Annotated in this window: 14 protein-coding genes; 5 read left to right on the top strand and 9 right to left on the bottom strand. The window is 51.7% G+C overall.

Annotation, left to right across the window (positions count from 1 at the left end; translation table 11 throughout):
• The first annotated feature begins 110 nt into the window (after window positions 1-110).
• Window positions 111-755, top strand: coding sequence for a hypothetical protein (locus ACQ4M4_RS06030; protein WP_430683571.1), 645 nt, complete (start codon window positions 111-113; stop codon window positions 753-755).
• A gap of 78 nt (window positions 756-833) precedes the next feature.
• Here ACQ4M4_RS06030 and ACQ4M4_RS06025 read toward each other — a convergent pair whose 3' ends face one another.
• Entirely contained in the window at window positions 834-1,085 is a 252-nt protein-coding gene (locus ACQ4M4_RS06025; RefSeq protein ID WP_430683570.1) for a hypothetical protein, read from the bottom strand.
• Window positions 1,086-1,439: 354 nt separating this feature from the next.
• Between ACQ4M4_RS06025 and ACQ4M4_RS06020 the strand changes: the two genes are divergently transcribed.
• A complete protein-coding gene (locus ACQ4M4_RS06020; protein WP_430683569.1) occupies window positions 1,440-3,242 on the top strand; it encodes an ABC transporter ATP-binding protein in 1,803 nt (600 codons plus the stop codon).
• Between the two features lie 154 nt (window positions 3,243-3,396).
• A complete protein-coding gene (locus ACQ4M4_RS06015; protein WP_430683568.1) occupies window positions 3,397-3,789 on the top strand; it encodes a tetratricopeptide repeat protein in 393 nt (130 codons plus the stop codon).
• A 5-nt stretch (window positions 3,790-3,794) separates the two neighbouring features.
• Here the strand turns inward: ACQ4M4_RS06015 and ACQ4M4_RS06010 are convergent, their stop codons facing one another.
• From ACQ4M4_RS06010 to ACQ4M4_RS05975, 8 genes are all read right to left on the bottom strand, one after another.
• Window positions 3,795-4,082, bottom strand: a complete 288-nt coding sequence (locus tag ACQ4M4_RS06010) for an MSMEG_0570 family nitrogen starvation response protein (RefSeq protein ID WP_430683567.1) — start codon at window positions 4,080-4,082, stop codon at window positions 3,795-3,797.
• A 63-nt stretch (window positions 4,083-4,145) separates the two neighbouring features.
• The gene (locus ACQ4M4_RS06005; protein WP_430683566.1) at window positions 4,146-5,360 is read right to left on the bottom strand and encodes an MSMEG_0565 family glycosyltransferase; all 1,215 of its coding nucleotides are present in this window, start codon (window positions 5,358-5,360) and stop codon (window positions 4,146-4,148) included.
• A complete protein-coding gene (locus ACQ4M4_RS06000) occupies window positions 5,357-6,358 on the bottom strand; it encodes a sll0787 family AIR synthase-like protein (protein WP_430683565.1) in 1,002 nt (333 codons plus the stop codon). Before ACQ4M4_RS06000 ends, ACQ4M4_RS06005 begins: the two co-directional genes overlap by 4 nt.
• Before the next feature lie 124 nt (window positions 6,359-6,482).
• On the bottom strand, window positions 6,483-7,007 hold the full coding sequence (locus ACQ4M4_RS05995; RefSeq protein WP_430683564.1) for an MSMEG_0567/Sll0786 family nitrogen starvation N-acetyltransferase: 525 nt from the start codon (window positions 7,005-7,007) through the stop codon (window positions 6,483-6,485).
• A 217-nt stretch (window positions 7,008-7,224) separates the two neighbouring features.
• Window positions 7,225-8,316 carry an MSMEG_0568 family radical SAM protein gene (locus tag ACQ4M4_RS05990; protein WP_430683563.1) on the bottom strand — a complete coding sequence of 364 codons (1,092 nt, stop codon included), beginning with the start codon at window positions 8,314-8,316 and terminating at the stop codon, window positions 7,225-7,227.
• Between the two features lie 249 nt (window positions 8,317-8,565).
• Window positions 8,566-9,612, bottom strand: coding sequence for a Nit6803 family nitrilase (locus ACQ4M4_RS05985; protein ID WP_430683562.1), 1,047 nt, complete (start codon window positions 9,610-9,612; stop codon window positions 8,566-8,568).
• Window positions 9,613-9,749: 137 nt separating this feature from the next.
• Entirely contained in the window at window positions 9,750-10,232 is a 483-nt protein-coding gene (locus tag ACQ4M4_RS05980; protein ID WP_430683561.1) for an MSMEG_0572/Sll0783 family nitrogen starvation response protein, read from the bottom strand.
• Window positions 10,233-10,953: 721 nt separating this feature from the next.
• A complete protein-coding gene (locus ACQ4M4_RS05975; RefSeq protein ID WP_430683560.1) occupies window positions 10,954-11,253 on the bottom strand; it encodes a hypothetical protein in 300 nt (99 codons plus the stop codon).
• Between the two features lie 899 nt (window positions 11,254-12,152).
• On the opposite strand from ACQ4M4_RS05975, the gene ACQ4M4_RS05970 reads away from it, so the two are divergent.
• Window positions 12,153-12,710, top strand: a complete 558-nt coding sequence (locus ACQ4M4_RS05970; RefSeq protein WP_430683559.1) for a hydrogenase maturation protease — start codon at window positions 12,153-12,155, stop codon at window positions 12,708-12,710.
• Window positions 12,692-13,033: a hydrogenase maturation nickel metallochaperone HypA gene (gene hypA / locus ACQ4M4_RS05965; RefSeq protein WP_430683558.1), complete on the top strand. Its 342-nt coding sequence runs from the start codon at window positions 12,692-12,694 to the stop codon at window positions 13,031-13,033. The genes ACQ4M4_RS05970 and hypA overlap by 19 nt, the downstream gene beginning before the upstream one ends.
• The last annotated feature ends 11 nt before the right edge of the window (window positions 13,034-13,044 follow it).

The following is a 13,044-nucleotide window of genomic DNA, read 5'->3' as shown; positions in this document are numbered from 1 at the left end:
TTCCTCAGCATGCACTCGATGAAGGCAGGCGAGAGATGACAATTGTCAATTACCATTTCACAGCCGCGATAGAGACAGATTTAATAGGTGCCCTGAGAGCAAACGATCTCTTGCCTGCTCGTATCGGCACCTATCGCGATCGCTGGGCATCGGTGTACCCCGCTGCGATGGAATCCATCAGCCCAAGTCAGTTTGAGGCTAAAGCTGCCGCATTCAGCAAGGCATTAAACACCACGGTCGTTGGGTTTTGGATTGATGCAAGTCGCGAGTTTAGGTATGTGTGCACGGTATCCGGTACGTTGATCGATACTTATCTGTGCAGAAATGCGGGTGGAGTTTTGCAAGCGATTGGAGGCAACATCGACCGCATCCTAACCATCATCCCACCCAATACCGAACAAGGTCTCAAGTCCATTACCCAAAATCCGTCCTTTGGTCGGGAACAACTTCAAGCCCTCATTGAAAGAGTTCTCGTCCATTTCGAACTGCCTTATCCAGCGAACGACTGGGTCATGGCGATCGCAAATGATTTGGGAACTGACGGTGCTGAGCTTGTTCGGGAAGCTGTGCAAATGCAGATTGAGAGCGCTCTTGAGCAAGCACGCTCACACGTGAATATGGCCCAATCGCCCGGTGCAGTGGCACATGGTTTTGCTCAAACCATCGGTCTCTTTGGCGAGACGGCCATAGTCAATTTTGAATATTTGGCACAGCCACATCACATGTCGGACATTGAATCTGAATTTGTCCAGTAGGGTAGTACCCAAAAGCATTGCAGCGGAAACTCGCCACCCGTTGAATCGTATGTCTCTTTACAGCGATCGCTGGTTGATTTAGTGCCTACCAGAGCGATCGCTGCGTGGTTGGCGGAAGGTGGGGCACTCGATCCATTGCCGCATCTCGGTCTCGTTTGTAAAGACCCAATACTTATCGCTGTAGGGGTCGTACGTCAGCCAAACGGGATTGCCGTGGCGATCGCGCTGTTGCCAAACCCGTCGCTCGGTTGAAACGGTGAGCGCACGAGCCAGTTCGCGCCACCGTTGATCGATGCGCTGAGCCAACGTGGATGGTTGCAGAATCTCCACAGCAGCGGAGTTGAAATGTGTCGCAGGAGCAGAATTCAGAGGATTCATCGTCAATCATGGGGGAAATAAATGGGGAGTAAGGCAGCTTGCGATCGCATGGCTTGCCGTTTTATAGCTATCGGGTTGTGCGATCGCCCTTACGCAAACCCCGCAACAACATGAGGACTTATGCACTTCATCCGAAAAACCAGAGGGTTGACTGATGTTTAGAGAGCTTAGCGCTCCAAACATCAGTCAACTGCGTCAGTCCTGAACATTAAACAAACGCAACAGTTTGCCCCAGCCACAGCCATCCCACCTATTGTGGTGAGATAGGCTCGCCATTCTTAACCAAATTCCTGTTTGGCCGTTTCCATGTCCCAACCTGTTTTAGATATTCGCCACCTCACCGTCGATTTCAAACAAGAGCAACAGCTTGTTCATGCCGTTAAAGACATTTCGTTTCAGCTCATGCCGGGAGAAATTCTCTGCATTGTGGGCGAGTCTGGCTCAGGGAAATCGGTCACATCCCTAGCAACCATGGGCCTACTTACTCCCAGTGCGATCGTGCAGGGCGACATTCTGTTTCACGATCCCGATCGCGGTGCCCCCATCAACTTGGTACCCCTCACACCAGATGAACGGCGATCTTTTCGGGGTGGCAAAATTGCCATGATTTTTCAGGAGCCCATGACCTCGCTCAACCCGGTGCTGACCTGTGGGCATCAGGTTGTGGAAGCGATCTTGCTGCACTCCGACCTGTCACACGAGGCCGCCCATCAAAAAGCCATCGACCTGTTTCGCGAAGTCAAGCTGCCGGAACCCGAGGTGATGATGGATCGCTTTCCCCATCAGCTGTCGGGTGGGCAAATTCAGCGAGTGATGATTGCCATGGCGCTGAGCGGTAATCCCGCCATTCTCATTGCCGACGAGCCCACCACTGCACTAGACGTGACGATTCAGGCGACGATTCTAGATCTGCTGCGAGAAATTCGCGATCGCCGCAATATGGCTATTCTGTTCATCACCCACGATATGGGCGTGGTGTCGGAAGTGGCCGATCGCGTGGTGGTGATGTATCGCGGGCGCGTGGTGGAAGTTGCCCAAGCCTACGACCTGTTTGCCCATCCCCAAAATCCCTATACGCAGGGGCTCCTCAACTGTCGTCCCACGCCCAACCGCCGCCTTTACCGCCTGCCCACCGTTTCAGACTTTATGCAGGTAACCCGCACCGACGATGGTGATCTGGAAATTTTGCCCCAACCGCTGACGGTGATTGCAGACAATCCCCGGTTTGCCGAAGTGAGCGACACCGTGCAGGGCGATCGCTACACCCAGCTCATGCAACAACAACCCCTGCTATCAGTTCAGCACCTCACCAAAAGCTATCCCATTCGCACTGGCCTGTTTGGCCGCAAGCAGTTTCTCAACGCGGTAGATGATGTCAGCTTTGATGTGTATCCGGGTGAAACGTTAGGTCTGGTGGGCGAATCCGGCTGTGGCAAGTCCACCCTGAGCCGGGTGCTGTTGCGGCTAATTGAACCCACATCGGGTGAGGTGGTGTTTGATGGGCAATCGGTGTTTCAGCTCAGCGAGGCAAACCTGCGCACCCTGCGCCGCGAGATGCAAATTGTGTTTCAAAATCCCTACGGTTCCATGGACCCGCGCCAAAGCATTGGTTCCATGATGGTGGAACCCATGGTGATTCACGGCATTGGCGGCAGCACCGAGGAGCGGCGGCAAAAAGCGATCGCCCTTTTGGAACGGGTTGGGTTAGATTCCAGCGCCATGAATCGTATGCCCCACGAGTTTTCGGGTGGACAGCAGCAGCGCATTTGCATTGCCCGCACGCTCACCTGCGATCCCCGCTTCATCATTTGCGATGAGTCGGTGTCTGCACTGGATGTATCGGTCCAGGCGCAGGTGCTGAATTTGCTCAAAGATTTGCAGGAAGACTTTGGACTCACCTACATCTTCATTTCTCACGATTTGAGCGTGGTGAAGTTTGTGAGCGATCGCATTATGGTGATGAACAACGGACGGGTCGAGGAAATTGGCCCAGCCGAAGCGGTATACAACAACCCCACCCGCGACTACACCCGCAAGTTGATTCAGGCGATCCCCGATGCCGACCTAGAGGAAATTCGCACCCGGCAAGCCACCCACCTGTCCGCTTAATCTGTCGCCCAAGTGCAGCAGGCAAAACAGGCAGCCTGGACAGCCTGGAACCGCGCGATCGCAAAACCGTACTTCCTCATCCAGAAACCCGCCCTGCCCGTAACCATCAGGGATCTCAACAATGGAAGGGTAATTGTGACGTGAGGAACCCCCAATGCCCCAGTTTGATGACAGCCAGACACATCCAGAATACTGGAACCAAACGGGATGCGATCTGTGTGATGCCCAACAGTACGACGAGGCGATCGCCGCATTTGACCAGGCGATCGCGCTGGACCGCACCCACTGCAAAGCCTGGAATAACCGGGGCAGTGCCCTGTGCGCCAAGCAGCGCTACGCCGACGCACTCGCCGCCTACGATCGCGCCGTTGCCCTTCAGCCCACCTATCATCAAGCCTGGTTTAATCGGGGGCTACTGTTTGCCGAAATCATGGCCTACGGCAACGCACTGGAATCGTTTTCAAAAGCTATTTCGATTTACCCCGATCCCAAATACATTGATGCCAGCGAAGGCATCTATGCACAAAACAGGCTGCTGACGGTGTGATCGCCTCAGGTCATAAATTTGAGCAAGGCAACTTTGGGATTGGGCAGAGATTGGTACTGCTTCGCCGTACATTCAATGTGGTCAAGCTGTCCCAAGGCACGACCGCAGGGCATTCCATATTTGGCCAACACGCGATCGCTCGCAATATTCAACGCGGTGCGCGATCGCGCCACAAAATCGTCGAGGTCGTACTCCACACCAGGTTCAAAGTAGTCTTGTACAACCAGCGACGGCGAGTAGCAGATTTCTTGTTTGCCATCGGGCCATTGAATTTGAAAGCGAATTTCGGGCATGGGTTACAGAGATGTGGGTGTAAGTGTACAAACTGGAACGGTCAATGCAGCGGGTCGCTACGATCATGAGGACAGCAGGGGCAAGGGCCATTGGGGTGGCTGCGATCGCGCAATCAAAAGCTGCGTGTATTGATACACATGCATTCGTGCCGATCGCTCCCAGGAATACTGCTCACAAACAGGGCGACTGTTTTGCACGAGTGCGGTTGCGACCTCTGGTTGAGTCACCCAGTGCATGGCCTGGGCGATTGCCTCCGGTTGCTGAGGATCGACCAGCAGCGCCTGATTCGGACACAAAAACTCCGTAAATGGATGGCAGTTAGATGTAATGACGGGAATGCCAGAGGCGATCGCCTCCAGCACCACCAGTCCCCAACCCTCCTTTAGCGAAGGAAACACAAACGCATCCGCACAGCGATACAGCTCAGGCAAGTCATCGTCGGGAATCACTCCCGGCAGCAATAGCGATCGCCCCACTTCAATGCCCAACTGATGCGCTAGGGCAAAGAATTCGGCTCGGTAGTCAGCGTAGTCAAACACACTGGCTCCACCCGCAATCATCAGTTGCGCTTGCGGATGATCGGCCAGCACCGCCGCAAATGCTTGCAACAATCGCAGCGAATTTTTGCGCGGCTCGATGCCACCAATGGTGAGGAAGAAGGGATCACCATTGATACCGTATCGCTGGCAAAATGGGGACGGGCGATCGCCAAACGCATCCGCTTCCGAATTCTCAGATAATTGGGAAAACCTAGCCAAATTTACCCCATTCGTCACGCGGGGTGCCTGAATGTGATACCGCTGCTTTAGCGCTTGCTGCCAATACTGACTCACACACAGACGCAAATCGGGCTCCCGAATGGAACGCTCCTGACAATCGTGAAGATATGCATTGGTGAATTCATCAATATGATGAATCGTTCTTGCAAAGTGGGGAATTTTGCCACACTGCCGCAATGCCAGAAGCGCATTCGCTGCAATACAATCCTGGGCGTGATAGATATCAAACTCTTCCGAACTTGCCAAAAAAAATTGGACAAATTCCTGAATGCGCTGACGAATTACCTCGCCAATTTCCTGGGGCGCTGGCAAGGCAGGAATCAGGGTGACTTGACATTGAGTCGCACGATGAAATCCAACACCATCTTTATCCAATGCAAAGATGCAAACATAATGCCCCAGTGCATGCAGCGCATCAGCCAGTTCCAGACAATGGATCACACTTCCGCGCGGTTTGGTGGCATAGGTTAGCAAGGCAATGCGTAGCGGGCGGATCATGATGTGGTAGATGGTGGATGAGTGGATGATAGATGAGGAGAGCGATGGGCTGAAAATCCGGTTAGATCTGCTTTTGTAAAGTCCCAAAATTCCATCGATTCTGTGGCCGTTTTGAGCACGAGCGTTGGGCGATCGCAGATCTGGCCAATGGGCGCACAAATCAAATCCTGGTTATGGAATTGAGCTTGCACCGCCTGCACCTGCTCAGGCCGCACACTCAATAAAAAGCCATAGCTGGGAAACGCCACCAACCACGCATCCAGAGGGACATCGACCGGACACGGTACCGCATCCAAATCCAACACCGCACCACAGCCCGAAGTTTCCAACAGCATCATCAGCGTACCGACAATGCCGCCCATGCTAATGTCTTTGGCGGTATCGCACAACCCTGCTTCGGCTAACTGTGGTAGCAATTCCAGGTTGGCGCGTAGGATTGCCGGGTCCACCTGGGTTGCTGCATCCCAAAACGGATAGTGTGGATGCATGCGCCCCCGAGGATTAGCCACCAGCAGCAACCCATCTCCTGGCTGCGCGCCAAAGCTCGTAAGCAGCCGTTGTGCCCGTCCCAAAATTGCAACCGACAGAGCGTTGTAAGGACTATGGCAGTTGGTATGACCGCCCACAATCGGCACGTTAAATACGCGCGATGCTGCTTTCATTCCCTCCCAGAGTGGTTTGCTATCATCTGTAGACTGGCTCCACAGTGCATCGACCACTGCAATGGGTCGCCCACCCATCGCATAAATATCGCTCACATTCACCAATACGCTACACCAACCTGCAAACCACGGTTCCGCGCCAACCAATGCTGGCAAGATTCCCTCCGCCGCCAGTAGCAAATAGCCATCCCCATCAGGAATGGCCGCACAATCATCCCCAACAGGAATGGCGGCTTCAGTGGAGTCATGCAGCAACATCGTTGCTGCGGTTTGAATATCTCGCTTGTGCAAAATACCAAGCGTTTGCTGCAATTTAGCAGCGAGAGAAAGTAGCATTCGGTATGGTTCGCTTAGGGATGACTTGGACGCGGCATGGAAGAATCCGGTGAGGTTGAGCGGTGCTCAATAATACGGTGAGTGATAGGAGGAAAGAATTTTGCTAACGCTTAAGCCAGCAGCGCTAGGATGCGGCTTGAATGAGGTGGGGCAGGTGTGGACGCGGTTCGTTGCCGGGTGGATAGTACGCAAGATCGGCCTCCATCAGGTGGTGCGGGCGATCGCACAACACGATTTCTTCCAACGAGTCCCAATGAAGCCGCTGAAAGAATCTCACATTTTGCAACTGTACCGTGGCTAAAAAGCGATCGCAGCCCCAAGTATTTGCGGTCGTAACCGCTTTGTGAATGAGCCCTTTGCCAATGCGACCAACCCGACGATAATCCTGGTGTACGCCTAAGCGCCCACCGTACCACAAGCCTGGTTCTGCCTCATAAATTCGCACCACGCCTACCACCTGTCGCTGGGCCAACGAGTTTGCTTGATGATCGATCGCAATAATGGGATACGAGATGCGATCGGTTTCATCTTCATCGCTGCCATCAAAAATTCCCTGCTCTTCGCAGAAAATGGCACGCCGAAGGGCAAAATATGCCTCAACGTCGCCATCTGAGAGTGCCAGTTTAAAGGTGTAACGGTCGGTTGTCATGACAATGAACACCTAATGGAACAACATCAAGTTCAACAAACAAGTTCAACAAACAAGTTCAACAAACAAGTTCAACAAAAATCATGCAGGCGGAAAGCTTCGTTGATTTAGCCAGAGATAGATCATGGATTAACAGGAGAGTCCAAACCGAATTGATTTATGAATGGGCGATCGCATCACTCATATCGGTTCTGGCACGTTCATGAACCCATCAACCTTATGATTCAAACATGGAAAGAGCCGAGCAGGCTCCACACTTGGCGCAGCCTGCATTCATGTCGGCAGAGGACATCCCAGCCTGTTTCAGCATGGCTCCAACCTGTTGATATAGCGAAAACATGAAATCGCTGGATGGAGATGGATGATGGGCCAGTGGCGTATCGGTAATCGGCACAAAGGGCACCACAAAGGGATAAACGCCAAGCTGAATCAAGCGATCGCACGCTTCTAGGAGCGTTTCCAAACTATCGCCCAGCCCCGCCAACAAATAAGTGCTGACCTGTCCCCAACCAAACACAGGCACAGCCGCCGCAAACGCTTCGTAGTAGTACTCCACCGGAACCGTTGCCTTACCTGGCATGATGCGATCGCGCACCTCGGGGTCTACCGCTTCCAAGTGCATTCCCAAACTATCGACGCCAGCCTCCTTCATCCGGGCAAACCAAGCAAAATCATCGGGGGGTTCACACTGAACCTGAATGGGAATATTGATCCGCGCTTTGATGGCCTTGACACATTCCGTGAGATAAGCAGCGCCGCGATCGCTGGTGTTGGGCGTTCCTGTAGTCATCACCATGTGCTTAACGCCATCAAGGCGTACTGCGGCTTCGGCCACTTCAGCCAGTTGGGCCGGGGTCTTCCGCGCAATGGTGCGATCGCCCTCTAGCGATTTTTCAATCGCACAAAATTGGCAGGCTGTTGCTGCATCGCGATAGCGCATACAGGTTTGCAGAACCGTTGTGGCCAGCACATCACGGCTATGCAATAGCGCAATTTTGGAATACGGGATACCGTCGGCGGTGGTCAGGCGGTAAAACTCAGGCTGCTCTGGAAAATCTAATGGAGCGATCGCCATGCCATCGTGCTGTAGGGCGATCGCTTCAGCAGAAGCGTCCACCGTTGCAGAAAAGGGAGATACCGCCGCAGCGCTGGTGTAAATGGGCACCATCACTGTCGTACCATCTACCGTAATGGCCTTGTGATCAGAAGGCCCCGCTCCACCTTTGCGTCCCGATGCACCAACTTGTTGGTCGAGGAGTCGGAGCCCGGCAGATTGCAGTTCAGTGATGAGGCGCTGTTTATTCATCATGAGGAAATATCAAAGAAGGACAACGAAAAGCCGCTCTAGCGAGGAAGCCAACACAACACTCAAACGGAATCCATCAAACTGTCTATGCAACTAACTGGAAGAATGTGTGTAGAGTCTTTTCTGAGCGAATTCAGTCATGCAATCATAAATGCTCAAAAGCACTCAATCTCTACAAATTCACAGCTGATTAGATGTATTCAGACGATATAAGCAATGGATGCGATCGCCAACGTAGAAAACTGCAATCTGTTAAGAGAGCGAGGACGGAGCCGACCAATCACTCGGAACACTCATTGAAGAGTCTGCCATACTCATAGGCGGCACAACCATACGGCTTGTTGGCTGAGCAGGAGCCCCAGCCACAGGCTGATGCTGCATGACCTCCCATGGTTGCTGCACCACCTGAAGCTGTAACAAATCTGGTCGAGCATAGTGACCAACCGAATCCATCATTCGCTTACGCTTGGTAATGAGGGAAAAGTCTAAATCTGCGATCGCCATCCCTTCGCCATCGGTAATTGGCGGACAGAGGTGATTGCCCTCTGGCCCAATAATTGCCGTATTGCAACCACCCGCCAACACCTTTTGCAGGCGCTCATCGGGCGTAATCTGCTGCACTTGTTCGGGCGACAACCATGCCGTTGCATTGACAACAAAGCAACCCGACTCAAGAGCGTGATGGCGAATGGTCACCTCAATTTGATCGGCAAAAATCTGCCCCACCATCGACCCAGGAAACTGAGCACAGTGAATCTGTTCGTGCTGGGCCATGAGCGCATAGCGAGCCAGGGGATTGTAATGCTCCCAGCAGGCAAGCGCCCCTACTCGGCCAACAGCCGTATCCACCACTTGCAACCCAGAGCCATCGCCCTGCCCCCACACCATGCGCTCATGATAAGTCGGAGTAATTTTTCGCCGTTTCAGCACCAGCGAACCGTTTGAGTCAAACAGCAGTTGGGTATTGTAGAGCGAACCTTGGTCACGCTCATTTACTCCCAGCAGCACCACAACTTCGTGCGATCGCGCCGCTTGACTAACCGCCTCGGTTACAGGCCCCGGCACCACAACGGCCTCTTCGTACAGTCGCATATGCTCCTTACCCATGAGCACGGGAGGCTGCACAAACGAGAAATAGGGATAGTAAGGAACAAACGTTTCGGGAAACACGACCAGTTGAGCGCCCGCCTGAGCCGCCTGAGCGATCGCACTCAGCACCTTTTCAGTAGTGCCCTCTCGGCTAAATAACACCGGGCTAATCTGTACCGCAGCCGCGCGAACGATTCGCGAAAATTCCATCGAAGCGTCTCCCCAAAACGTCAGCGTGTGTTTTACCTACTGTGCTCGACAGAAGCAGGGATATCCAACGATTTGTAGCCCTGCTCTAAACAGATAACCCTGCCCCTGCAAGCATCACAGCCTACGACGATGCACCACTACAAAGTCCACGTATCCAAAATGAAGGCTCCATCCTTACGATGCAGCAGAATCAAATCCAACACATCCAGCGGACTAATAGGCCGAATACCTGGCATCAAGGAAGGCTCACCATGCCCGTACAAGGCTTGCAATGCAAAGCGACATGCATACACCTTGCCTCCCTCATTGATAAATTTAGCCAGCTGGTTATTAAAGTTTTGATGACCCGGAAATGCTTCGTCACCAATTTTTGGGAAGCCGCGCTGAACACCCAGAGTAACGCCAGGACCATACAACAGCACTGAAGTTTCAAACCCTTTGCGCTGAAGACGGATCGCTTGCAGCAAATTCACTAAGCCAATCGAGCCTTCAAAAGCAACCGTGTGGAATGTAACGAGAGCCTTTTCACCAGGATCGGCCTGAACATCGGGAAATACCTTCTCTTCGTAGTCCACAAAAAAGTCACCAACTTGGTGAGCTGGGGTTGTGACCTCAGGCATGATTTAAGTTCTCCAGTAGCAGTACGTAACAGTAGCCAGCATCAAGCCCCAATCCATCGCACAGTCGGTCAAGGTTGATGCTGAAGGGTACAAACACACAGGCCGTAACCAACCAGAACAGAGTGCAGCACTCGGTAAGTTGGGAACTTTCTTCGACCTGTGCCACGAAAACATAGAGACTTGCAGGAGCGTAAAGACAGACCGTTAATCGGCCCCTGTTACGCACTCCAGTAAGCTATGTGAAGCGTAGGAGGTCATTTAAGAGAGTTTTGTATCTTCTACTACGGATGTAATCAGGTCTAGCGGTAAGTTCAGGTCAGCAGCGCGAAAACACACTTATTTTGCACAACACGATTACTGACCTATCGATTTCGATAGGGGCAAAAACTCCCTGCAAGATTTTGTGTGCAATGCTACCTTTTGCGCTCGAAACCGCACAAACTGCAATGCGAATCCCACAACACCGTGCGATCGCCGCCCAGCCAGAACAGATTCTCCAGTCCGTCGTAAGGCAAAGCAAGAACGATACGGTGATGGTCTAGACATGTGGATGGTTGTTGTAGAAGGCTCGTGGAGCCATTCTTCTACAACAACCATCCACACATACAAAACACAAGCAACGATACAGATCAAGTCTTACGCAGTTGAATGGTTTTTCGGATGAAGTGCGTCAGTTCTAACAGAGATATTGCAGACACAAGCACATGAGCCAACACAACCATTACCCAAACGGTTGATCGGGTTCGGTGGCAAGCCAGTACAGGAGGGCCAACGCGTTATCAACTTGGCCGTTGTTCTGCTCAGCAAAAAAATCATGAAGCTTTAGTTCATGCTCCAACAGCACACCAACAGAGTTAATTTGGCAGCTTGTGGCATGGGCTGGCAACAATTCAATATTTGGCAAACCCGCAGAGCTGATTTCCCGAAATTTTTCAGCCGCACCCAATAAGGGATGAGGCTCTCGCAGCAAGCGGTCTAACTCAAGGGGTGAGGGAAAGCGAGGCTCTGATTGTGGCGTCATCCAAGGATCGGATTCTACAGTTTCATCCCGAGAAGTTATCAACTTATCAGGTTTTTTCTCAAAGTTGGTAGACATGATTGAATCACCTCCAACCGTTTATCTTCGTTGGATTAAGTGTGTGAATTAAGGATCACGAAATCGATCTATTGGTACGTCTATCGTGATTACTTTTGGAACATCATCCAGCCTGACAGATATATTTATCCTATCATTAGAAACTTGTGCGAAATTGTGGCTAAATATAAGTAAACAGACCTGAGCAGATATGCGGCGATCGCTTCAAAATTGTTCTAGGAATCAAACTCAGTCTGGCAGCCAGGTTTCACATTGATTCCCTTTTTCAGCAGTTATCCTGCCCGCTGTATCATCCACAATACGTTACATAGTTAATCTATTAGGACTTACGCACTTCATCCGAAAAACCAGAGGGTTGAATAATTTTTGGAGCGCTAAGCGCTCCAAAAATTATTCAACTGCGTAAGTCCTGATCTATCTTGCAGTTGATCTATTCTGTCATTCTCTACGGTAGAGAAAAGCATCGAGAGGGTACATCCTCAAAATCCATCAACTCTAGGCAAACAAAGGTTTCCGCAACGCTTCAACACAAAGTTTTATTGAGAGTTGTGTATTAACTCAGGCGCGATAGGGTTAGTTTCAGCATCCTATTGGCACAATGAAATTCAGGGGTCGATCTGCACCGTGCGATCGCTCATCGTGGCCTTGTTGTTTCGACAGGTCGGCGAAGGATCTAGCCTATGTGAGAGTTCATTCTTATTAACACAAACATCTCGAAGAAACCACGAGATTAGCGAGACTTGTTCACCCATGTTTCAGCGCAGTGATAAAACCACGATGGGCAACAAAACCTTGTGCAAATGTTCTTCAGTTTCGCAAACGAAATGGAACACAGAATTGTTGTGATTGGATATGGCAATCTTTTGCGTTGTGACGATGGAGTAGGTCAGTACATTGCGACCCAGATGATGCAACGGAACAAGGTATCTATCAAAGCAGTGGTTGACGCGATCGCCCTTCATCAACTCACCCCTGAATTGGTCGAAACATTAGCCACTGTTGACCTGGCGATTTTTGTGGATGCGTATCTTGCCCATAGCGAACTGGATGAAGTTCGAGTTGAGTCGGTGGCGATCGCTCCTGCTGGGCTTGCCACAGGGCACTGGTGCGAGCCGTCTGTTTTGTTAGCCATGACTCAGGCACTGCACCACTATGCACCCAATGCCTATTGGGTAACAGTGCCAGGGGTCAACTTTGAATTTGGAGAGCACCTTTCTCTTGTTGCGCATCGAGGAATAACGGCCGCAATTCACCAGATTGAACGCTTGATTGAATCCTTTATTCAATCAGCTCTGGAACCAACTCTGCAATCGACGCTGCAATCGACTCTGCAACCCACGATTCAACCCACGAGGACACAACCATGCATGAAGTCGGGATGATGCAAAACTTACTGAACGCCGCTGTAGAACGGGCCAAGCAAGAAGGAGCCGAGCAGATTCGAGTGCTGCAATTACGGGTTGGCGCATCGTCGGGTGTTGCGCCCGAATCTCTGCAGCTTGCGTTTGATGTTGTGAAGCAAGGAACCATGGCCGAAGATGCTCAACTGCGCATCGATCGCACTCCATCGGTGTATTACTGCGACAATTGCGATCGCGATTTTGAGCCCGCAGATCCGTTGAATGAGTGTCCCGAGTGCCACCGTATCAGCACAAATATTCGGCAAGGCAACGAATTTACACTGGAGTTTTTGGACGTTTCGTGAAGGTGACTCAA

The sequence above is a fragment of the Leptolyngbya sp. AN02str genome, assembly GCF_050565595.1.
Taxonomy (GTDB): Bacteria; Cyanobacteriota; Cyanobacteriia; order Elainellales; family Elainellaceae; genus Kaiparowitsia.
The sequence above is the reverse complement of the archived record's forward strand: the minus strand, read 5'-3'. Positions and strand labels throughout refer to the sequence as shown.